The sequence below is a fragment of the Crenothrix polyspora genome, from assembly GCF_900163755.1.
GTDB classification, from domain to species: domain Bacteria; phylum Pseudomonadota; class Gammaproteobacteria; order Methylococcales; family Methylomonadaceae; genus Crenothrix; species Crenothrix polyspora.
Genome location: NZ_FUKI01000042.1, coordinates 1 through 20,539, shown reverse-complemented (window position 1 = coordinate 20,539; position 20,539 = coordinate 1). Strand labels below are relative to the sequence as shown.

At 44.7% G+C, this 20,539-nt stretch carries 22 protein-coding genes; 13 read left to right on the top strand and 9 right to left on the bottom strand.

Features of this window, described 5'->3' with window-relative positions; genetic code table 11:
• Positions 1 to 158: RAQPRD family integrative conjugative element protein (locus tag CRENPOLYSF2_RS18450; protein ID WP_272867679.1), on the bottom strand; the 158-nt coding region annotated here is incomplete at its 3' end.
• A 353-nt stretch (positions 159 to 511) separates the two neighbouring features.
• Here CRENPOLYSF2_RS18450 and CRENPOLYSF2_RS02705 point away from each other — a divergent pair.
• Positions 512 to 679 carry a DUF4113 domain-containing protein gene (locus CRENPOLYSF2_RS02705; protein ID WP_245807865.1) on the top strand — a complete coding sequence of 56 codons (168 nt, stop codon included), beginning with the start codon at positions 512 to 514 and terminating at the stop codon, positions 677 to 679.
• Between the two features lie 13 nt (positions 680 to 692).
• Here the strand turns inward: CRENPOLYSF2_RS02705 and CRENPOLYSF2_RS18730 are convergent, their stop codons facing one another.
• A complete protein-coding gene (locus CRENPOLYSF2_RS18730) occupies positions 693 to 944 on the bottom strand; it encodes a hypothetical protein (protein ID WP_176371010.1) in 252 nt (83 codons plus the stop codon).
• 131 nt (positions 945 to 1,075) lie between these two features.
• Here CRENPOLYSF2_RS18730 and CRENPOLYSF2_RS02695 point away from each other — a divergent pair, with 131 nt between their 5' ends.
• Positions 1,076 to 2,053: a tetratricopeptide repeat protein gene (locus tag CRENPOLYSF2_RS02695; RefSeq protein ID WP_087142427.1), complete on the top strand. Its 978-nt coding sequence runs from the start codon at positions 1,076 to 1,078 to the stop codon at positions 2,051 to 2,053.
• Between the two features lie 133 nt (positions 2,054 to 2,186).
• On the top strand, positions 2,187 to 2,342 hold the full coding sequence (locus CRENPOLYSF2_RS19440; RefSeq protein ID WP_140396775.1) for a DUF4113 domain-containing protein: 156 nt from the start codon (positions 2,187 to 2,189) through the stop codon (positions 2,340 to 2,342).
• Between the two features lie 24 nt (positions 2,343 to 2,366).
• Here CRENPOLYSF2_RS19440 and CRENPOLYSF2_RS02690 read toward each other — a convergent pair whose 3' ends face one another.
• The 6 genes from CRENPOLYSF2_RS02690 to CRENPOLYSF2_RS02665 all read right to left on the bottom strand — a co-directional run bounded on the left by CRENPOLYSF2_RS02690 (position 2,367) and on the right by CRENPOLYSF2_RS02665 (position 10,222).
• On the bottom strand, positions 2,367 to 3,542 hold the full coding sequence (locus tag CRENPOLYSF2_RS02690; protein ID WP_087142426.1) for a hypothetical protein: 1,176 nt from the start codon (positions 3,540 to 3,542) through the stop codon (positions 2,367 to 2,369).
• A gap of 10 nt (positions 3,543 to 3,552) precedes the next feature.
• Positions 3,553 to 5,475, bottom strand: coding sequence for an alpha/beta fold hydrolase (locus tag CRENPOLYSF2_RS02685; protein WP_087142425.1), 1,923 nt, complete (start codon positions 5,473 to 5,475; stop codon positions 3,553 to 3,555).
• A gap of 45 nt (positions 5,476 to 5,520) precedes the next feature.
• Positions 5,521 to 6,360 carry an SWIM zinc finger family protein gene (locus CRENPOLYSF2_RS02680; RefSeq protein WP_087142424.1) on the bottom strand — a complete coding sequence of 280 codons (840 nt, stop codon included), beginning with the start codon at positions 6,358 to 6,360 and terminating at the stop codon, positions 5,521 to 5,523.
• Position 6,361: 1 nt separating this feature from the next.
• A complete protein-coding gene (locus CRENPOLYSF2_RS02675) occupies positions 6,362 to 9,421 on the bottom strand; it encodes a DEAD/DEAH box helicase (protein ID WP_087142423.1) in 3,060 nt (1,019 codons plus the stop codon).
• A 154-nt stretch (positions 9,422 to 9,575) separates the two neighbouring features.
• Positions 9,576 to 9,812 (bottom strand): YlcI/YnfO family protein, encoded by a 237-nt coding sequence (locus tag CRENPOLYSF2_RS02670; RefSeq protein ID WP_087142422.1) that lies wholly within the window; start codon positions 9,810 to 9,812, stop codon positions 9,576 to 9,578.
• The gene (locus CRENPOLYSF2_RS02665; RefSeq protein ID WP_087142421.1) at positions 9,809 to 10,222 is read right to left on the bottom strand and encodes a putative toxin-antitoxin system toxin component, PIN family; all 414 of its coding nucleotides are present in this window, start codon (positions 10,220 to 10,222) and stop codon (positions 9,809 to 9,811) included. The genes CRENPOLYSF2_RS02670 and CRENPOLYSF2_RS02665 overlap by 4 nt, the downstream gene beginning before the upstream one ends.
• A gap of 26 nt (positions 10,223 to 10,248) precedes the next feature.
• On the opposite strand from CRENPOLYSF2_RS02665, the gene CRENPOLYSF2_RS02660 reads away from it, so the two are divergent.
• The 7 genes from CRENPOLYSF2_RS02660 (at position 10,249) to CRENPOLYSF2_RS02635 (ending at position 17,001) form a co-directional block, all read left to right on the top strand.
• On the top strand, positions 10,249 to 10,749 hold the full coding sequence (locus CRENPOLYSF2_RS02660; RefSeq protein WP_245807864.1) for a hypothetical protein: 501 nt from the start codon (positions 10,249 to 10,251) through the stop codon (positions 10,747 to 10,749).
• A complete protein-coding gene (locus CRENPOLYSF2_RS19115; RefSeq protein ID WP_245807863.1) occupies positions 10,746 to 10,943 on the top strand; it encodes a hypothetical protein in 198 nt (65 codons plus the stop codon). Before CRENPOLYSF2_RS02660 ends, CRENPOLYSF2_RS19115 begins: the two co-directional genes overlap by 4 nt.
• 197 nt (positions 10,944 to 11,140) lie before the next feature.
• Positions 11,141 to 12,541: an MBL fold metallo-hydrolase gene (locus CRENPOLYSF2_RS02655; protein ID WP_087142420.1), complete on the top strand. Its 1,401-nt coding sequence runs from the start codon at positions 11,141 to 11,143 to the stop codon at positions 12,539 to 12,541.
• A 30-nt stretch (positions 12,542 to 12,571) separates the two neighbouring features.
• Positions 12,572 to 14,986 carry a phosphoenolpyruvate synthase gene (gene ppsA, locus CRENPOLYSF2_RS02650; protein WP_087142419.1) on the top strand — a complete coding sequence of 805 codons (2,415 nt, stop codon included), beginning with the start codon at positions 12,572 to 12,574 and terminating at the stop codon, positions 14,984 to 14,986.
• A 127-nt stretch (positions 14,987 to 15,113) separates the two neighbouring features.
• Entirely contained in the window at positions 15,114 to 16,073 is a 960-nt protein-coding gene (locus CRENPOLYSF2_RS02645) for a DnaJ C-terminal domain-containing protein (RefSeq protein WP_087142418.1), read from the top strand.
• The gene (locus tag CRENPOLYSF2_RS02640; protein ID WP_087142417.1) at positions 16,070 to 16,402 is read left to right on the top strand and encodes a chaperone modulator CbpM; all 333 of its coding nucleotides are present in this window, start codon (positions 16,070 to 16,072) and stop codon (positions 16,400 to 16,402) included. The genes CRENPOLYSF2_RS02645 and CRENPOLYSF2_RS02640 overlap by 4 nt, the downstream gene beginning before the upstream one ends.
• Before the next feature lie 155 nt (positions 16,403 to 16,557).
• A complete protein-coding gene (locus CRENPOLYSF2_RS02635; protein ID WP_087142416.1) occupies positions 16,558 to 17,001 on the top strand; it encodes a host attachment protein in 444 nt (147 codons plus the stop codon).
• 167 nt (positions 17,002 to 17,168) lie between these two features.
• Here the strand turns inward: CRENPOLYSF2_RS02635 and CRENPOLYSF2_RS02630 are convergent, their stop codons facing one another.
• Positions 17,169 to 17,804, bottom strand: a complete 636-nt coding sequence (locus CRENPOLYSF2_RS02630) for an MlaC/ttg2D family ABC transporter substrate-binding protein (RefSeq protein WP_087142415.1) — start codon at positions 17,802 to 17,804, stop codon at positions 17,169 to 17,171.
• A 452-nt stretch (positions 17,805 to 18,256) separates the two neighbouring features.
• Between CRENPOLYSF2_RS02630 and CRENPOLYSF2_RS02625 the strand changes: the two genes are divergently transcribed.
• The 3 genes from CRENPOLYSF2_RS02625 to CRENPOLYSF2_RS02615 all read left to right on the top strand — a co-directional run bounded on the left by CRENPOLYSF2_RS02625 (position 18,257) and on the right by CRENPOLYSF2_RS02615 (position 20,512).
• The gene (locus CRENPOLYSF2_RS02625; RefSeq protein ID WP_087142414.1) at positions 18,257 to 18,502 is read left to right on the top strand and encodes a hypothetical protein; all 246 of its coding nucleotides are present in this window, start codon (positions 18,257 to 18,259) and stop codon (positions 18,500 to 18,502) included.
• A gap of 89 nt (positions 18,503 to 18,591) precedes the next feature.
• A complete protein-coding gene (locus CRENPOLYSF2_RS02620; RefSeq protein WP_176371009.1) occupies positions 18,592 to 19,461 on the top strand; it encodes a sterol desaturase family protein in 870 nt (289 codons plus the stop codon).
• A complete protein-coding gene (locus CRENPOLYSF2_RS02615; protein ID WP_087142413.1) occupies positions 19,445 to 20,512 on the top strand; it encodes a MurL-like N-terminal domain-containing in 1,068 nt (355 codons plus the stop codon). Before CRENPOLYSF2_RS02620 ends, CRENPOLYSF2_RS02615 begins: the two co-directional genes overlap by 17 nt.
• Positions 20,513 to 20,539: the final 27 nt, after the last annotated feature.

The following is a 20,539-nucleotide window of genomic DNA, read 5'->3' as shown; positions in this document are numbered from 1 at the left end:
GCATCGGGGTCGGCCTGAGCCTCTGCTTCGGCGATCATCGGTGCCAAGGCATCCAGTTCATGCGCCACCCGCGCCAGGGCTTCACGTTCGCCTTCCGGATCAGCAGCTACTGAATTGGCCACTAAAAGGCCGACCGTTAGAAATAAAAATGCACGCATGAGTCAACCTCCCTTAAGTCCACCACTCGGAGGCATAATTTACGCAATTTTTTTAAAAACCCTAGCGAAAACCGTCCTTCCAAATAGGACAGTTTTTGTTAGTGGGAAAATAATGGAATGAGGATGGCACAAAAAATAAGACAAACAGCTTACTGAATGTCTTAGCAACAATAACTTACGGTGTTTTGACATACGGGATGTGTTTACAGCTTGGCCGATATGGTCGAGACTTGGCTACGCGCAACGGGTTTAGTGGGAAGTCGTGGCATGCGGGTTTTTATATCTCCATGTGGACATCCACGTTTTGACAGCATGGTTTATTTTGATTAAAGCAATCAAATTAATTAAGGAAAGTGCTTGACCGGATTAACCGGCGTTTTCCCAAGACTGTCTCAATAGCGGCGACGGGTTTAGATAAAACCTGGAAACCCAGGGCGGAAAAGATGTCACAGCGCTATACCACGAATTGGCGGGAGCTGGTTTGTGTGCGGTGTGATTTAATGCTGTTGGGCAGGAAGTAGCGTAAATCTATAGTCATTTCACTGGTTGGCGGTTAAGTTGCAGTATCCACTGGCGGGAAATTAGGGCATTGCTCCACCACTTAGGCTCCAGCGTAGAACCAACGCCGGGTGCGCGTTTTCGGGTGGTGCTAAACAACGTTGAGGTTATCCTACACCATACCCACCACAGCATGAGTTCACCAAACAAGACATTAATCTGTTGCGGGAATATCATACCAGCAGGTATTACGCCTGCACTAGTGGGGCTGAGTGGGTTCAGGGGCATCTGGTTTCAGCGCAAACCTGACGTTCAAACTAATCATGTTCTGTCGGTATTGATATTGAGGGATGAAAAATAATTATATTGCCGGTGGAAATGTATAAAATATCAATGAAATTGATAATTAGCGGAAGTGTATGAAACAAAAATGTAATATTTGCTCAAATGCAAAGGGTCAACGTGGGTGCTTATTAAAGGGTATGACGCTCATTTGCCCTCGTTGTTGTGCTGAAACACGCAACTCGGAATGTGAAGGCTGTTCATATTATAAAGACTCACAAAAGTTTGCCATTGAGAAATCCCAGAAATCACCCCGACATTTTACTATACGGTTAGCACCAGAGGTTGATGATGAAATTGATCGCGCTTTAAGGATGGTTGCAGCAGGTAATATTGCTGGTGGAGAGATTGTTATCCGTTCATTAATGAAAGACAATGCTGACTTATACACCATTCATTTTGCTATGGGAACCCTTCATGCATTTAAAGGGCAATATGCTGAAGCAATAGCGTGCTTCGATAAATCAATAGAAATATATCCCTATTATGTTGACAGTTGGTTTAATAGAGCCCTTAGTGCGCAGAAAAAATTGGATATTATAGAAATGGTTTATTCGTTACGTAAAGTCATCGAATTGGGTGATATTAGAGACGAAGCTGTTGGGAAGGCAAAGGAACTTTTAGGTGATTTTGAGCAGATCACTTATAAAGAAACAGGGCTTAAATTAGATGAGTATGTTGTAAGTCTGAAGAAATTTAATGCCGCTTTTGAGTTAATGCAGGATAAACAATGGGAAAAAGCAATTGTCGGCTATAAAGAAGCCATCATAATCAACCCAACAGCACCACAGACTTATGGCAATATGGGTCTTTGTTATGCCCATTTAAACGAGGAGAAGAAGGCGATGGAGGCTTTCGACAGAGCTATCGCATTAGACCCGACCTACGAGCCAGCCATTATTAATAGGGCAATCTTTAAGGAAACGGTAACCAAAGGTCTAGAGTTTTCAGAAACGCAAACTGAGATAAAGGTCATTGAATACATAAAAGATTACTCTTTAAAAGATAATAAGCTCTTAATTCATGATTATTTGAATGATGAGATAAACAAGTAGCCTGAAGTGTCAGCATCAATTGGAAGTTAATATAACTCAATGTCTGCTTAGAGCATAAACCAGTATCTACATTTGGGCAGTGTGATTTGTTGGATTTTATCGATGACGATGGCATACTGTAAACCACCCGTTGATGGATGTCATTGACCGGATTAACCGGCGTTTTGCGAAAGCTGTCTCAATAGCGACGACGGGTTTTGATAAAACCTGGAACCCATGGATGAAAAGATGGCATCGCGCTATACCACATATTGGCGGGAGTTGGTTTGGTGCGGTGTGGCTGATTTAGATGTTTTTCAGAGTGTTGGCATGGTCAAGAATAGCTAGAAGATGCCTTGCTATCTTCTCGATAATTAGATATATCAAGTATAAAGTCTTCAAGTTGATCTATCCAAGATGGTTTGTTAACCTGTTCCCAGGAGATTTCACCATCTGAATATCGATTTGGGGCTAAACAACCTCGTATAACAAATGATGATTCGTCAATTGGGTAAATTTTTGTCCTAATACAAGGCAAGAAAACTGTTTCCTTAGAAAACAAAAAAGGTGTTCCCAGTAAAGTATTAGCCCTACCTACTGGCTCATATACAGCTTCAGAAATAAATACCTTTGAATCTTCAATATATTCCAACGTACCGATTGAAGTTGTAAATACATGATGTGATGGAATAGGGTCATCGATTCTAATAAGCTTTCCAACAAACGGTTTTACATACCTATCTGTTAATTCCTTGTAGGTAGTTGCTCTACGCGGTCCGCCTGGATAGATATGTTGATACGGATCACGGTAACTGTTTTCTGGCGAAGGTAATAGTAAATTAAGAATAACTCGTGGTGTTCCGTGCTTTTCTTCTCGTGAGTGTTTTAACTGCATCTTAAGCGCTGCGTTAAGTGTTTGCCAAACCCAAACTAATGTATGTAAATATTTATCATACTCATCCTTATTTCTAAAAGGTATTTGTTCATCCACCGCTACACAAATATTATCAAATAATAAGGGCTCATCAAGAATTTTTTGTAAGTTTTTTTTAAACCTAATTGTAGGTGATGAATGAAAAATAAGGTCAGAGGAAATTGAGCCATAAGGATGCCCATATTGTTTTTGAAAATATGATGATGTTAGTCTTCTTAAGTCAATACAATAAGGATGATCTAATTCGTTAGAACCACTAAAGAGATTTAATCGGGTTGTAGAAAAAATTTCGGTTTTTTCAACAGAAAGTTTTTGAGCTAGATTAAAAATTGCTTTCAACAAAGAGGGTGTAAGTAGCTTTATTCCATCCTTGGCATTTTTTGGGGGTATGGCATCCGCAGAACAACCGACGCATTCGCGAGCGCAAACCCCTACAAATTTACCATTAACGTGGGAAGCCATCCCTTCTATTGCAGATATGGGATTACTTAAAATTGAACTTATAGGAAAGTTATTTTTGTCTAAAAAACTAAGTACATCGGCAGTTGATGAATTGGGTAATTTTAAAATTTTCATGGTTTTTATCTTATGATGGAGGATTGTAGCCAGTAAAAATTTTGGTATCAATTATTTTAATCCGATCTGATCCATCGAAGTATAGATGGGGATTTTTTAATACGTTATCGGTTTCTTCTGCGATTTTAGAAAAATCAACTTGAACTGTCGCGCCTTTTATTTCTGATTCTAGCGCTTTTATCATTTCATCTGTACCGTCGAAACCATAAAAATAAATATTTGATTTCTTCAAATTTATTCTTGGAAATTCTCGGTTAATATAGTCTTTGACATCAATTACCATATCATCATTAACGCATATAAAACAGATGCACTTATCATCTTTTATATTACCCTGCTCTAATATATTACTCTGCTCAAAATATTCATTTAGTATTTCCACAATTCCTATATTTATTAGTTCTTTATTATCTATTATTTCTTTCATTCTCCAACCACAAGGAGTTGATGAAATACGGATATTTTTAAATTTAATTAGAAATTTTTCAATTTTTACTTTGAACTCTGGATTATAATCAAAAGTTTTTTCTGGAGTTGCATGATTGTTTTTAGCTAAAAGAATATAGTTTAAAAATTCTAATTGTTTATTACGTCTTTTTTCAATAATTGAATGTTTTTGAGGGCCTAATAAGGTAACAAAATATACTTTGTCCAGTTTTATATCCAATAATTTGTCGAGCATGTTATCTAATAAATTGATAATGGCCTGTTCATGGTTACTTTCAATAGTCATCACTTGCGAGCTTTTATTTCTTAAGTTATAGCCTGATTCAAAACAAATCATGTGCTTATCTTTATTTTTTAAATCATCAAGAAATTTATTTTCAAATGGTTCAAACAAACAGTCTTTACCTTCTTCAATATGAATTGTTAACAAGTATCGCTCATTACTTTTAATAAACACATCCAGGTATGTTCTATATAGCCTACCAAGATCTGTACGTGTAACATCGTGATAATTTTTATTAGTACAAATATAGTTATTAAATAATTCATTTTTTAGCTTTTTTGAGAAATTTGTTTTTTCCTCCAAAATTAGAAATGGGTGTTTATTATCAGGTTTTGGGGAAGACTCTTTGATGTGTGGTGGCAAGGCTTCACTATTATTAAATTCAGATAAAAAATCAAGGAGTAGTTTATGTGCTGGATGTTCAAGATGATCTGGTTTTACAATTGAAAAATGATCTGTATCAGGCAATAAGCGAGGATAAGGAAAGTATTTGCAAGCCGACATTTTATTTACTACTTTTTTGTTGATGGGAAAAAGAAGTCTCAAGCTTTTGGGCAAGATAGAATGATTCTCATAAGCTTCAATGCCATCTAATTCAAAATTACGACTCTTGTTATGTACCAAGTTTTTGAAGCGATCATCAAGGTCACTCAAGCTATCGTTCTGCCATATCAATTGCCTACCAAGTTTTTGTCCATAGAAGCCTGCGAAAGCAGCCAGCTTGTCAGCTAGCTTAGAGCCATCTGAAGGAGATGCCATTAGTATCAATCCTATGCGCTTCCCCGCAAATTTTTCGCGTTCATTAACCAGCATATAGCGTGTAATAATGCCTCCGCAGCTATGGCAAACAAAGACAATATTTGGATAGGACAGAACCGTTGGGTTTTCATAAGTGTCATTGCGCTCAAGTGCCGAAACTAGCTCACTAGCACAGTTAGAAATGTCGTAAGAACCTGATGTGAACTTGTTAGTAAAATATCCACCAAGGAAGATGTCCAAGGTCTTGAATGGTGGCCGCTTGTCTTCCCCAATCAAATCAGGCCAGAATTTGCGCTTGGTTGAATTTTTCAGTTTATGCGTCCAGCATGACTGGCTATCCGAGAAAATTCCGTGTACGAATACCACCACTGTATCGTGTCCCTTACGGCGATACCACAGGTTGTTCTTTTTTGATTTAAGCTCACCAAAATTGATTTGATACATACTTTCTTCACTCCTGTTTTATCACTTTGCAGTGTACACAAAAAATCACAAGCCTCTCAAAACATTCTTCCGCATCCTGACATAAAAATCCTCCATCACCTCAATAAACGAGCCCTGCTTTTGCCAAAACGCCGGAAAATCACCGCCCTTTTTGATGAGCATGGCCGGAATGGTGGCAGGTGTACTGGGTTCTATGCTTTGAGGCAAGGGCTGCTGGCCGTGCCAAAAACCTTTCAGGCTGATGTCCTTGGGTAATTTTATAGAGATGGGACGGGTAAAAAAGCTGTCCACCGGCATCAGTTCAGCCGTTGCATTGCTTTTGGCATCGCTCAGCACTTTGCCTAATGGTGATTCAGCCAATTGCCGCAACAGTTTTTCAGAGGCCAAGCCGCGCATTTCAAACAACAAAAACGGGTCTTGATCCAACTGCCCCGCCAAGCGGTAGCAAACCCCAGCGATATGCTTGCACGGTACGGCATAATCCGGGCAATCGCAGGACACCTTAAAATCCTTGTAGTTTTTGGGCAGCAAATGCACACCGGCATCGGCAAACACGCTTTCAATGTTTTCAGGGATTTCGTTGAGCAGCAACCGGGCGATAAAGCTGGCGCGTTGCGTGAGTTGCTTGATGATTTTTTGCCATTGCGCTTCAGTAAGATGCGCCATTTGTACACTGACTTTATAGGTCGGCTCCTTATACACGCCAAAATAGGCATTGATGTTACCGCGCAGCTTGGCCTCGACCTTGCCGTCTTTCAGCAGCCATTGCTTGATGCGGTTGTCGGTGGAATATGACCGCCCCCGCTCCAGGCGGCCACGGTCGGTAAAGGCTTCCAGGGCAGATAAAAAACGCTCGCCCCACCAGGTTTTGGCAAACTTGCTCATCTTAGTTCTCCATGATGCTGTGTTTGTTGAGGGCAATCAGTTCCTTAAAGGCCTGGTTGTCGAGTTTGGTCAGCCAGCTTTCGTCATTGCCGACAATACTGTCGGCCATTTTTTGTTTGTCGGTTATCATCTGGTCGATGCGCTCTTCCAAAGTACCGAGGGTGATGAACTTATGCACGAAGACATTCTTTTGCTGGCCGATACGGAAGGCCCGGTCGGTGGCCTGGTTTTCAACCGCAGGGTTCCACCAGCGGTCAAAATGGAACACATGGTTGGCGGCGGTCAGGGTGATGCCGACACCACCGGCTTTCAGCGACAGGATGAACACCGCAGGGCCGGTATCGGGATCCTGAAAATCGGCAATCATTTGTTCGCGCTTAAGCCGCGAGGTGCCACCGTGCAAATAATGGGTCTTATAATGCTTTTCCTTGGCCAGGTAGCGGTTCAGGTGTTCGCCAATTTCGGTGAACTGAGTAAACACCAACACGCTGTCACCTTGTGCCATCGCCTCTTCCAGCATGTCACCGATACGCTCCAGCTTGTTGGAACGCTCTGGGGTGAAGGCGCTGCCGTCCTGCAAAAACTGCATGGGGTGGTTACAAATTTGTTTTAGCTTCATCAGGGTGGACAGCATCAAGCCCTGGCGTTGGATGCCGTCGGCTTCTTCCAGTTGCGCCACCACATCCTGTACCACAACCTCATACAAGGAAGCCTGTTCCTTGCTGAGGTTGCAGTAAATCTTGTTCTCAATCTTATCGGGCAAATCTTTGATGATGTTTTTGTCGGTTTTCAGACGCCGTAAAATAAACGGCTGGATGAGCTTTTTCAGGATAGTCGACTGGATCGGATCGTTATCGCGCTGCACCGGCAGTTCGTAGAGCTTGCGGAACTGCGCCTGTTTGCCCAGATAGCCCGGGTTGAGGAAATTGAAGATCGACCACAAATCCATCAGACGGTTTTCCACCGGCGTACCGGTCAGTGCCAAACGCGAATCGGCATTCAGTTTTAAGATGGCTTTGGTTTGCGCGGCGACCGGATTCTTGATGTTTTGCGCCTCATCCAGCACAATGCGCCGCCAATGCAACGCACCCAGCAATTTTGCATCCTTACGAGCCAGCGTGTACGAGGTAATCAGCACATCGTGTTGTCCGCACAGCTTTTTGAAGGCTTTGGTGTTCTGTTCCCGCGCACTGCCGTGATGGATCAGGGTGGTCAACTGCGGGGCAAACTTGTCGATTTCTTTTTGCCAGTTGCCGATCACCGAGGTAGGGACAATCAGCAGGGTCGGTGCCGGTTGGCTTTGTTCGCGTTCCAGTACCAGCAGCGTGATGACTTGCATGGTCTTACCCAAGCCCATGTCGTCGGCCAAACAACCGTTTAATCCTAAGTTTTCCAGATAGCGCAACCAGGACACACCGCGCTTTTGGTATTCACGCAGTTCGGCATTCAGTTGTTTGGGATTGTCGATGGCTTCCAGTTGGCTGTTGTCGGCGAGTTTTTCCAGCATCTGTGCCAGGCTGTCATGGACATCCAGCTCAAAGCTGTCAGATTCCTCGGCCAGTTTTTTTAGCAGCTGCTGCACCGTCATTTCCGGCACATCATTATTTTGTTGCTGCATAAGGCTAAGCATTTCCTGCATCTTGTCGCGGTCCAGTTCCATCCACTGGCCACGGAAATGGATCAATGGCGCTTTGCTGTCGACCAGTTGTTGCCATTCTTCCGGTGTGAGTGTGGTATCGCCAATGGCCAGTTCATACTGGTAATTAGTCAGTTTCTCCATGGAAAAATAACTGGTTGAACTGGCCGATTTGGATGGGCTTTTGCCACTTGAGCGCAGGCGAATTTTGGCACGGCGGCGGCCTTTGGGTGTCAGCCAGGCCGGCACAATGACCTTAAAACCGGCATCCTCCAATATCCAGGCGCTTTCTTTCAGGAAATCAAACGCAGCATCCAGGTTGAGCCGCACGCTGTCCGGCTCACTGCCTTCCATGCCCTGCCACAATGTAGGATAAATACGCGCCGCCAGGGCAAGCTGTATCAATAGTTGCTGTTCGATGTTGTTGCCAAACTGCTTTTGCAAGGCTTTATTGAAATGGTTTTTTTCATCCCAATAATCGTCCAAATCCAGTTTAAGCGACGGGTCTTGGTGTGAAGACAGAAAGAACACCAACCGCCACTCGTCAACCTGTTCAGCACTGGCTTCCAGCAATTGCAAGCCTAACTGCAAGCTGCTGTGTTGTTCGCCGCCTAACAGTTTTTGCTGCCATTGGAACCAGTATTTAAATTCATCGGGCAGTTTCAGGCTGGTTTGCAGCGGCTTGGCAGAATGTTTGTGCAGCAACATGCTGGCCAAAAATTCATCCTGAATCCGTTTAGTGAAAACCTGAGGCATATCGGCCGCCGCTGTACTCAGCAGTTCATCAATAACCACTTCGGCAAAATGCCGTAACAACGATTCCGGCTGATAGTGCTGGCTGCACGCCAAGGGCATCTGGGCAACGGCGCTATGGATCAATTGCTCATAATTGCCGGACACCGCTTGCCAGCGCCGGTAAAACTCGGTGCTTTTACCGGCTTTTTTGCTGATGAGCAGCGGCAGGTACTGGTCTTTGGCTAGGATGTGTTTGAGCGATTGGCTGAAATAATACCAAAACAAAAAATCACTGCCAACACGGCTATGGCTGGCCTGGTAACAACACAGAAAGTGGATGTTGTTGATGGTTTTTAGGGGCGCTTCCAAGGGAAAGCCATAAACCTGCCAGTCTTGCAGCGTCATCATGCCTGTTACATCAACCGATTGTAGTTCGGGTGATGGCAGCGGCTTTCCCTCAACAGTCGGCAACAATAGTGACAGTAATTCGCCCTGCCCTGATCGGGTGGGATTGAGCAACAGTTCGGTCTTTAAAAATTCCAGGCAGGGTTTCTCTGGTAAGTGTTGTGGATGCAATGGGGCCTTGATTTTTGCTGGGGCTTCATCACTTTCCACCCACAGATAAAATGTGCCGGATTGGATGAAGTCGGCGGTGTCTTTGGGAAGCCAAGTGCCGTGTATAATGTTCATGGGCGGTCTGCGAGTGGATTTAAAAGGGACTTACGTACAACGTTATTGTTATACCGTGGGTTTTATACGGCTGTTTGAATAAAAAGGAAAACCGGATTAACGCATTGGTTACACAATCGGGAGGGAACCACTCACGAATCCAGCCTACTTAAAATTACAATTCATCCCCAGGCAACGGCTCACGCAACGGCACTTTAGCCAGGATGGCCTGAAAAGCCGGTTTATTAGCACGCTCGCTACGCGCCCGCAAATAATCTTCGGTGGCAATGGCGGACACTTTTTCAGCGACGGCACTGGCGATGAACTGGTTAATGGATACGCCCTCCTTATTCGCCAATTCTTTGATATGGCGGTGGATGGAATCCGGTAAACGTAGGCTTAATGCACTCATGGTAAACGCTCCAACAGGGTTTTTGGTGTGATGGCTTCAATGCCGAATTGGCCAACGCGGGTAAAATCTTTCAGGTTATGGGTCACAATGGTAGGGACACCGGCAGCGACCGCCAGCTCCAATACCAAATCATCTTTGGGATCCGGCAAAAACGGCCGCCATAAAAAATACACTTTTTGGTGGCGGCTGAAACTGCATACATTATCCAAAATGACTTCACAGTCATCATTAGCTAATTGCAGTAAGGTCTGGTTACGTTTCAAAATATCTTCGTATTCGAACAATAACGGTGTGGATATCACCGTGTGTAGCTTTCCAGCCGCCAACAACCCCAGTATTTTATAGGATGCGCCGTTGGCGGAATACAATCCGGAAAACAAGACATTGGTATCAAGGATGATTTTATTCATACCACATACGGTATCATAAATATTTTATGAATATCAAATTATTTATCCCTTCAGACAGTAATACTGCTACGCCGGATGCGGTCACATTTATTAAACCGGATGCAAAACCAGTACCGCTACTGTTATCCGGTATCCGCATTGGCATTGCCTGTGATAAGGCTTTTTCGTTTATTTACCCTGCCAATATGGATACCCTGAGAGCAATGGGTGCGACGCTGGTGTTCTTTTCACCGTTGGCAGATACGCAATTACCCGATGTTGATAGCCTTTATTTACCCGGTGGTTATCCTGAGCTACATTTAGTAACGTTGCAAAATAATGTCTCCATGAAGGCTGCACTGCACAGCCATTTTGAGCAAGGCAAACTGATTTACGCAGAATGCGGCGGGCTATTATATTTGCTGGAGTCGATTACTAACAAAGTGGGAGAGCGGGGGGCGATGGCTGGCCTAATATCTGGCCATGCCGTTATGCAAAATCGGTTGCAGGGCTTGGGGTATCAGTCTGCACCCATGCCAGGGGGATGATGCGCTGTCATACCTTTCACCATTCGCTCATTGAAACAGCGCTTAAACCCATTGCAACCGGTGAGCGTTTGTATAATACCTCTGTGGGTGAAAATATTTTTCAACTTAAAAGACTCACCGCCAGCTATCTGCATGGTTACTTTGCATCTAATCCGATTGCCACCGCGCAGTTGTTCCGTTACTGTCCTTATTGAGTGACTATAGATTTGTGTATGAATCCTAAACATACGGTCATTATTGCTACATTATTTGATTAAGATCATAAACTCCCTAGGTATTTCTGTTGTAATACTTACGCGCTAGCCGCAGGTGGTTGTCAATACTATTAAGCATTGATAGCGGTGTGTTGACAAGAAGCCCTAAACGGTATTACAAATAATGGGGAAACAACATGATAAACCTTACTTTTTTGGGTGCAACCGGCCAAGTGACTGGCTCGTGTTATTTACTGGAAACAGCTAACTATCGCATCTTACTGGATTGCGGCATGTTTCAGGGCAACAGGGAAACTGAAAAGCAAAATACGCTGGATTTTCCGTTTGATCCCGCCAAGATTGATGCGGTTGTATTGTCCCATGCGCATTTAGATCATTGTGGCCGCTTACCAAAGCTCGCTAAAGAAGGTTTTACAGGCTCAGTGTATCTGACCGAAGCCAGCTTTCCCTTACTGGATTTAATGCTCAAGGATGCCGTACACCTGCAACTGCAAGATACCGAATGGGAAAATAAGCGCCGTGAACGCGCTGGCAAGGAATTGCTGGAGCCATTGTATGAGCTGGAAGATGTTGAAGCCTTGTTGGCATTAAGAGTTGCCGTTGCCTATAAAACCCCCGCTGATATTCTGCTTGGCATCAGCGTCACTTTCCATGAGGCAGGGCATATTCTGGGTTCATCAATTGTCCGGCTGGTTATTAAAGATGGTCAAGACAGCAAAACCCTGGTGTTTTCCGGCGATTTGGGCAACCCCAATTCACCGTTATTGCGAGATGCTGACATCCTCACCGAGGCCGATGTGTTGTTGTTGGAATCCACCTACGGCGACCGTGACCACAAACCACTGGAAAATACCCTGGTTGAATTGCGCGAGACTTTGGCGCAAGCGGCACAAACCGGCGGCAATGTTATCATACCGGCCTTCGCGGTAGGGCGCAGCCAAGACTTGATTTATTGGCTGGGCAAACTTCAAAGACTAGGGGGTGTGCCGCAGCAACAGATTTATCTGGATAGTCCGATGGCGATCAGTGCCAGTAAAATTTATGCACAGCACACCCACTTATTTAATATTGACGATGCTGAGTTCACCAAAGTCGCCCCGCACGGTTGGCAAACCTGGCTCAAAGGTCTGGTGTATTCTGAAACGGCGCAAGAATCAATGGCGATTAACCGCTTGAGTGGCGGTGCTATTATCATTGCTGGCAGCGGCATGTGTAACGGTGGACGGATTCGCCATCACCTTAAATACAATCTATGGCGACGTAACGCCCATGTGATTATCGCGGGCTTTCAGGCGCAAGGCACCTTGGGGCGGATGTTGGTGGATGGTAACAAGTCTGTACTAAAAATTCTCGGCTCGGAAGTGAATGTTGCCGCGCATATCCATACGCTGGGTGCGTTAAGTGCGCATGCTGATCAATCTCAGTTACTGAAATGGGCGGGTAACTTTAAAGATCCTAAACCACGCTTGTATCTGGTACACGGCGAAAAAAATGCCAGCTTGTCATTGCAAACCTGTTTTAACCGGTGCGGTTGGCATGCCAATATTCCTAAAATAGGCGAACGCATCACGCTTTGAGCTCATACAGCGATAGCATTGGAGAAAAACATGCTTGAACAAAAAAGTTATATCCGCTGGTTCAACCAACTCAGTATTGATGATATCCCTCTGGTGGGTGGTAAAAATGCGTCCCTAGGTGAAATGTACCGTGCGCTGGTTGCGCAGGGCATCAACATTCCTAACGGTTTTGCCGTGACGGCTGAAGGCTACCGCTACATGCTGGATGAAGCCAATGCGTGGCTGGCTTTGCACCAAGCGCTGGATGGCCTTGATCCAGGCAATGTCGCTGATTTGGCGATACGCGCACGGAAAGCGCGGGACATTATTTATGCAGCCCCGCTTCCTAACTTGCTTGAACAGCAAATAGTGGCGGCATATCAGCAATTGCAAGACCAGTACGGTGAGGGCTTAAGCCTTGCTGTACGCAGCTCTGCCACCGCTGAAGATTTACCCACCGCCAGCTTTGCAGGCCAACAAGATAGCTTTTTAAATATACGCGGCGAACAAGCCTTGCTGGAAGCTTGCAAACGTTGCTTTGCCAGCCTGTTTACCGACCGCGCCATCCATTACCGTATCGACCAAGGCTTTGACCACTTCAAGCTGGGCTTGTCCATCGGCATCATGAAAATGGTGCGTTCGGACTTAAAGGCCAGCGGTGTCATGTTTTCGCTGGATACCGAATCCGGATTCACCGATGTGGTATTTATTACCGGCGCTTATGGTCTGGGTGAAAACGTCGTACAAGGCGCAGTCGACCCCGATGAATTTTATGTGCATAAGACCACCTTTGAACAAGGTTTTCGAGCGGTGTTGAAACGCACGCTGGGCGTTAAAAAAATCAAGATGGTGTATGGCGAGGATAGCATCCGTGTACCTGTCCACAATGTGGTCACTTCAGAAGAAGAACGCAGCCATTTTTGCATCAGCGATCAGGACGTGCTGACGCTGGCCGATTACGCCATTAAAATTGAAAAACACTATAGCGGTAAAGCAGGGCTAGCCAGACCGATGGATATGGAATGGGCAAAAGACGGGGTCGATGGTCTGCTATACATTGTACAGGCACGACCCGAAACCGTAGTATCACAACACAACAGTATGGTGATGGAGAATTATGCTCTGAAAGGCCAGCATACTCCCATTGTCATCGGCCATGCAGTAGGCAGCAAAATTGCCGCAGGCCAGGCTCGCATCATTGTGCATCTTGACCAGCTCAGTGACTTTAAACCCGGCGATGTGCTGGTGGCCGACATCACTACCCCCGACTGGGAACCGGTGATGAAAATCGCCTCCGCCATCGTTACCAATCGCGGTGGGCGTACCTGCCATGCCGCCATTATCTCCCGTGAACTTGGGGTGCCAGCGGTGATAGGTTGCGAAAATGCCACGCTGGCCATTGCGGATAAGTCAATAATTACCGTCTCTTGTGCAGAAGGCGATATCGGTAAGGTGTATCAGGGCAGTTTGGATTTTGAATGCAAGACCACGGATTTGACGGCGTTAAAAAAGCCTAAAACCAACATTATGCTGAATCTTGGTAACCCAGAGTTGGCTTTTAAAACATCATTTCTACCGAACGATGGTGTGGGTTTGGCGCGTATGGAATTTATTATTGCCGAGTACATTAAGGCACACCCGCTAGCATTGATCCATCCGGAGCGCGTGCAAGATAAGCGTGTGCTTGCACAACTTAATCAACTCACCCGCAATTATGCAAAACCGGAAGATTTCTTTATAGAGCGTCTTTCTGAGGCGGTCGCCACTATCGCCGCCGCGTTTTACCCCAAACCGGTTATTGTCCGCATGTCGGATTTTAAGACCAACGAATATGCCGCTTTGCTGGGTGGCAAGGATTTTGAATTTGAAGAAGCCAATCCGATGATCGGTTTCCGTGGTGCATCACGGTATATACACCCTGCTTATGAAGAAGGTTTTGCTCTGGAATGTGCTGCCATGAAGCGGGTGCGTGACGGCATGGGTTTTACCAATGTCATCTTGATGATCCCCTTTTGTCGCCGTGTGCAGGAAGCGGAGCATGTGCTTGAGGCAATGGCAAAACACGGCCTGAAACGGGGCAATAAGGGGTTGCAAGTTTATGTGATGTGTGAAATCCCCAATAACATTATTCAGATCGATGCTTTTTCCCAATACTTTGATGGTTTCTCCATCGGTTCCAATGACCTGACCCAGCTAACTTTAGGGATCGATAGGGATTCCGCTATTATTGCAGCTGATTTTGATGAGCGTGATCCGGGCGTTAAAGAAATGATCCGGCTGGCGGTGATTGGGGCACACCGTAACCACAAGCATATTGGCTTGTGTGGGCAAGCACCATCAGATTACCCTGATATGGCGGAGTTTTTGGTGGAGATTGGTATAGATTCCATCAGTCTTAATCCTGATACGGTGTTACAGACCACGCAAACCATATTAGCGACCGAGCAACGGCTAGAAAGACAATAATGGAAAAATGACGAACACTACCCTATATAAGCGGCAATAAGTTGGCGTGAGAATGAAAGCAGTGATAACTGATGAAAACGAGCGATATTGCACAAATTATAAGGCCTGAAAACAAGTAGGAACTGTTATGGAATATAAAGATTATTACAAAATCATGGCACTGTCCCGCGAGGCCAGCCAAGATGAAGTCAAGCGAGCCTACCGGAAACTGGCGCGCAAATACCATCCCGATGTCAGCAAGGAAACTGATGCCGAAGCCAAATTCAAGGAGTTGGGGGAAGCGTATGAAGTCCTCAAAGATCCTGAAAAACGGGCGGCTTATAATGAATTGGGGACTAATTGGAAATCGGGCCAAGATTTCAAGCCACCCCCTAATTGGGATGAAGGCTTTGAGTTTAAGGGGGGTGGTTTTACGGGTGGCGATGCCGGTGATTACAGTGATTTCTTTGAGCAATTGTTTGGCCGTGCCGAATTTCAGTCTACACACGCGGGAGAGCGGCACGGTGCGCATCCACGCGGGCAGGATAGCCATGCTAAAATCCATATTGATTTGGAAGACAGCTATCATGGAGCTACCCGCACTATTTCCTTGAGTACGCCGGAAATGACGGCGCAAGGTCAGGTACAGGTGAAGCACCGAAGCCTGAACGTTAAGATCCCCAAAGGTATCAAGCCAGGGCAGCATATTAAGCTGGCAGGGCAAGGAAATCCCAGCATGGGCAATGGCTTGGCCGGTGATTTGTTCCTGGAAATAGCTCTTAACACGCATCCGTTATACCGTGTTGCCGAGTCTGATGTGTACTTGGATTTACCGGTTACGCCATGGGAAGCAGCTTTGGGCGCTAAAATTATAGTGCCTACCCCAGAAGGCAGTGTTGACCTGAAAATTCCTGCTAATTCTAAACAAGGCAGCAAACTGCGTTTGACCGGTCGTGGCCTGCCCACCAAAATCCCTGGTGATTTTTATATCATATTGCAAATTGTTTTGCCGCCAGCAGACACCGAGCAGGCCAAAGCCGTTTACCAACACATGCAGAAAACACTGGATTTTAACCCGCGTCAGTCTATGGGAGGATTAATACCATGAAGCCGCACGAGCTAACATTAGTCCATATCGGGACAATCATTGAAGAAGAGAGCTTAACTTTGGGGCAATTGTGCCGCGCCTGTGATACCCATGCCGATTGGGTCATCAGTCTGGTTGAGGAAGGCATTATTGAACCGGCTGGAAAAGATAGTCATGGGTGGCGTTTTTCTAGCATACATCTGCTGCGCGTGCGTTCGGCGCTTAGGTTGCAGCGTGATTTGGGTGTTAATCTGGCTGGTATCGGTTTAGCGCTTGATTTGATGGCAGAACTTGATTTGTTGCGTACACAGTTAAACGCGAGGCGGTATGTCCTAGAAAAGAAGGCCTGACACCTTAACGCTGACATACAGCGTTTTCAACTTAGGACAGTTACAGCCACCGTTCGTGCTGAGCTTGTCGAAGCATGAACGGCACACTTCGACAAGCTCAGTGCGAACGGTTACGCTGTAAGATAAAATCTGCCATTCCCTAGGAGAAAATAGCCATGAAATCAACCTGGATACTCGTTGCTGACAACGCCCGTGCCCGTATTTTTACTGCCAGTACGCCGTCTTCTGCTTTAGAGGAAATTGAAGGCCTGGTGCATACTGAAGGCCGTTTACGTGATTATGATATGACAACCGATTTACCGGGGCGTATTAAAAATGCTGACGGCAGCGGCCATGCTTTTGAGCAAGCTACCGACCCCAAAAAACATGAAGCCGATAATTTCGCCAGGCACGTCGCCCAGCATGTGGAGGCAGGGCACAACAGCCATAAGTTTGAACAATTATTGATTATTGCCGAACCGACTTTTCTGGGTTTATTGCGTAAGCACTTAGCGGAACACATCAAAACGCATGTGTGTTTTGAGCTGGATAAAAATCTGACGACGCAAAGTGTTGTGGATATTCGTAACCATCTGCCGCAGTATTTGCCGACGCTTTGATTGCAGTGCGGCCGAGCTTAAGCAGCGCTAATTAATGTAGCGCTGCTAGGGAACGTGCATGAAATAACTTGAACAACTTAAACGCCACCACCGTTCGTGCTGAGCCTGTCGCAGCATGAACTTGCTCAAGTTATTTCGTGCGCGTTCCTAGGTTACTTAAGTTTGCGTTACTTTGTCGAAAGGGCATCGGCATTACGCTTGGCCAGATCATCATTAACAGCGGTTAATGAGCCTTTGTTCTGAATTTCATTACTAAAGGTTGAGCGATAGTTGGTCACTAGGCTCACGCCATCAATGAGTATATCGTAGACTTTCCATTCACCATTATCCAGTAACATGCGGTAGTTGACTTCTATGGGCTGAATACTGGGTTGCAGAACGCTGGTCTTGACAATAACTTTAGTTGCATCACCCGCCGTAACAACAGGCAGGTAGCGTATTGTCCAATCGTTATATTCCACAAATGCCCTGGCATAAACGCGGGTTAACAGGGTTTGAAACTCCTGTTTAAAACGCGTCTGTTCGTCTGGCGTTGCAGTATTCCAGTATTTTCCCAATACCATTGGGGCAATTTTATTAAAATCGGTATGCGGATCAATCACGTTTTTAACAAACAGCACAACCTGGGGGAAATCCTGGCTAAAGGTTTTGTCCTGTAATTTTTTCTGTAAGGTATCCGAAACATTTTGTATCACTTGCTGCGGCTGCTGCAAACTTTCGGCGAAGCCTTTAGACAAGCATATCATGCTGAGTAATATTGCCAATAAGCTATACATTGCATGTTGCTGAATTTGCTTTTTCATCACTATCTCCTTTTGACATTTTCGTTAAAGACTGCCTGATATTGAATGCAATCTACACCCAATCAGATAACGTTGATGCATAAATTAACAAATCTGGCCTAAGTGAGTACTACTACACCAAGCCATCGTGATCTGGAAATTATCTAAGCTTTTGTAAAGCTGCGGTTTAACTACCAAAATTTAAAATTCAGTGAAATGTCAGCTGACGCAAGGTTACCTTATACGATTGTTATGATCGGTTTTTTGGGGTTTCGCAAAATTAGACACACCGCATTAACATTTCTTAACATCTCTTTGACATTGTAATTTAAAAAATCTGTTAAATTACAAATGCCCAATAAAATACTTCAATAATGTAAAAATAATTGAGTTATCCGTAACAGTGTTTTTATTTGAATCTCATACTGTAAATGATTTGTAAAGTTGTTAAATATTAAAATAAGGATCAGTTGATGAGTGTTAGTGTACAAGATGATATTTATCCATCCACTTTATTTCACTTGCAACAGCACTATCAGCTTGTAAGCATTGCCACTAAAAGTGTTCTACAAAAATTAGGCCACAGTGGCTTTTACCAAAAATATGCCAGTGCCAACCCCTTTACATGGCAGTTTGCTTATCCACTTGGTTTTTTTAAAGTATTTCTATTGACTCCTCATTTGCCTAACCAGCATGTTTTCTATTCACACGGTGGTTAATTGTTCAATTTGTATTACAGCTTAGGCTATACATCTTATGGTAGTTAAGAGCGGCCTAAGGATTGTCAAAAAAATAAAATAGGATATTTGTGAAAAAAATTTTTGATTTTGGTGTGGAAATTGAGTTTTACCTAAAAATTGCCCTGACTTGTAGCCTTATGCAACAACTGTTTTATTGGCTGCTGCACAACAGGGAGCTAAGTTTTATTGCTCAGGTGGTTCTGTATTGGTTGGTTAGCTCGGTATCATTTCATGGTATTGGTTTTATCATTGAAAAAGGCATTAAGCGTAATGCCGCCTTAAAAGAAAAGTTGAGTGTCAGGGTCAAGAAAGTTAAGCAACAGACTTTTCCTGCTCTTACAGTCAAGGCTTTTATGATGGGGGAAGCCAAGGGCTTTGCGATGGCATTCATTGTCATTGCCTTGGTGCCAGAAGTAAACAGAGGCAACAGTTTTTTGCCAAATTTTGGCTGGTTTCTGATGAGCATTATTTCTGTGGATTTGTTTTTTTACATCTGTCATTCGATGTTTCATCGCATAAAATTTTTACGGAAATTCCATCTCAAGCATCATCAGTTCGCTGATACGTCAAGTTTTGTTGCCGGCCACAAAAGCATGACGGAATTTATTGTCACCAATGTTGCCGACCTTATGGTGATTTTTGTCTTTGGTTACGACATTACCCAATTGTGTGCCTGGACGGTAATAGGCAATGCCTACAATCTTGAAGGCCATAGCTCTTTGTCGCTATTTTTCATTTCATCAGATTTTCATGACCTCCACCATACCTGCTACAAAGGAAATTATGGTGTTCAGGGATTTTGGGACAAAGTGTTCAACACGCTCAATACACCCACCAAAAAACCTGGCCTGATGTTTCCCATGGCTGCGCTTGAGCATAAAATCATGAAGCCAATTAAGAAAAGCTTGGAGTCTAAATACGATGCAAAAACAAATTAAATTGACCGGCCTTACGCGTTCTCGCCACCAGTTGGCAATGTCATTTAAAATAGATGAGCTAAGTTTTCATTCTACTTACTGGTATGGCGATGTTGACCTGCTGGCACTGGAGCAACGTTACGGACAGGCCTTGCTGGATAAAATCTATTTCCATATTCTGGCGCTGGAGGCCATGAAACTGGTTAGTCTGGCACCTACTACTATTGACCTGGGTGAGTTTGCCTGCTTTCATACCCATGCCTTTGAAAAACTATGGCAACAGATCGTTAATAAGGTCTGGGCGCAGTGGCGTTATGAAAACAAGCTGCCGCATTATCCTGGCCCCTCTTTTATTAGCCAGCCACACAGCGGTAACATTGCACCTGCAACAATACAGCCTGGCACAGTTGAAGTGCTGTGTTTTTGTGGTGGAGGTAAAGACAGCTATGTGGCCATGAAGCTACTTGAGCGTGCTGAGATTGCTTACGCCTCTTTTGCTTATTCACATTCGGTTTATGGTCAGGCGGAACACCAACATAGTCTGATTGATAATCTATTGGATCAAGGCTGTCCAACAAAGCGCCACCGGTTATGGGGCTATGACAGCGTGTCAGATGCACCGTTACAATCACTCTACCCTGAATACGGCACGCAAGGCATGACAGCCGCCGAGACCCCGGCCTCTATGTTTGCTGCGTTGCCGGTAGCATTACAGCACGGTTACCGTTATCTGACTCTAGGGCATGAACGTAGCGCCAATGTTGGCAATTTGATCTGGGACATAACCGGCGAAGATGTCAACCATCAGTGGGGTAAATCCCTGGCGGCAGAGCGTTTGCTAAATGCTTATCTGCAATCGGAATTTATCACTAACAGCAGTTATTTTAGTGTGTTGCAGCCCATCCATGATGTTGTCATTTTTAACCTGCTGCGTAAGGATTCGGCTGGGGTGCATGCAACCCATTCTTGTAATACCCACAAACCGTGGTGTAAGCGCTGCCCTAAATGTGCCTATGTGTGGCTAAACTACATGGCTTACCTAGTACTTAGTCACTCTTTAAGTGTCGGATAAAGCTTTTTCAATTTTATCCGAGCATCC

Coding starts and splice junctions, on each gene's coding strand:
- CRENPOLYSF2_RS18730 (WP_176371010.1), bottom strand. CDS start 944: ATGCCCCTGAACCCACTCAGCCCCACTAGTGCAGGCGTAATACCTGCT.
- CRENPOLYSF2_RS02695 (WP_087142427.1), top strand. CDS start 1,076: ATGAAACAAAAATGTAATATTTGCTCAAATGCAAAGGGTCAACGTGGG.
- CRENPOLYSF2_RS19440 (WP_140396775.1), top strand. CDS start 2,187: ATGGATGTCATTGACCGGATTAACCGGCGTTTTGCGAAAGCTGTCTCA.
- CRENPOLYSF2_RS02690 (WP_087142426.1), bottom strand. CDS start 3,542: ATGAAAATTTTAAAATTACCCAATTCATCAACTGCCGATGTACTTAGT.
- CRENPOLYSF2_RS02685 (WP_087142425.1), bottom strand. CDS start 5,475: ATGTATCAAATCAATTTTGGTGAGCTTAAATCAAAAAAGAACAACCTG.
- CRENPOLYSF2_RS02680 (WP_087142424.1), bottom strand. CDS start 6,360: ATGAGCAAGTTTGCCAAAACCTGGTGGGGCGAGCGTTTTTTATCTGCC.
- CRENPOLYSF2_RS02675 (WP_087142423.1), bottom strand. CDS start 9,421: ATGAACATTATACACGGCACTTGGCTTCCCAAAGACACCGCCGACTTC.
- CRENPOLYSF2_RS02670 (WP_087142422.1), bottom strand. CDS start 9,812: ATGAGTGCATTAAGCCTACGTTTACCGGATTCCATCCACCGCCATATC.
- CRENPOLYSF2_RS02665 (WP_087142421.1), bottom strand. CDS start 10,222: ATGAATAAAATCATCCTTGATACCAATGTCTTGTTTTCCGGATTGTAT.
- CRENPOLYSF2_RS02660 (WP_245807864.1), top strand. CDS start 10,249: ATGAATATCAAATTATTTATCCCTTCAGACAGTAATACTGCTACGCCG.
- CRENPOLYSF2_RS19115 (WP_245807863.1), top strand. CDS start 10,746: ATGATGCGCTGTCATACCTTTCACCATTCGCTCATTGAAACAGCGCTT.
- CRENPOLYSF2_RS02655 (WP_087142420.1), top strand. CDS start 11,141: ATGATAAACCTTACTTTTTTGGGTGCAACCGGCCAAGTGACTGGCTCG.
- ppsA (WP_087142419.1), top strand. CDS start 12,572: ATGCTTGAACAAAAAAGTTATATCCGCTGGTTCAACCAACTCAGTATT.
- CRENPOLYSF2_RS02645 (WP_087142418.1), top strand. CDS start 15,114: ATGGAATATAAAGATTATTACAAAATCATGGCACTGTCCCGCGAGGCC.
- CRENPOLYSF2_RS02640 (WP_087142417.1), top strand. CDS start 16,070: ATGAAGCCGCACGAGCTAACATTAGTCCATATCGGGACAATCATTGAA.
- CRENPOLYSF2_RS02635 (WP_087142416.1), top strand. CDS start 16,558: ATGAAATCAACCTGGATACTCGTTGCTGACAACGCCCGTGCCCGTATT.
- CRENPOLYSF2_RS02630 (WP_087142415.1), bottom strand. CDS start 17,804: ATGAAAAAGCAAATTCAGCAACATGCAATGTATAGCTTATTGGCAATA.
- CRENPOLYSF2_RS02625 (WP_087142414.1), top strand. CDS start 18,257: ATGAGTGTTAGTGTACAAGATGATATTTATCCATCCACTTTATTTCAC.
- CRENPOLYSF2_RS02615 (WP_087142413.1), top strand. CDS start 19,445: ATGCAAAAACAAATTAAATTGACCGGCCTTACGCGTTCTCGCCACCAG.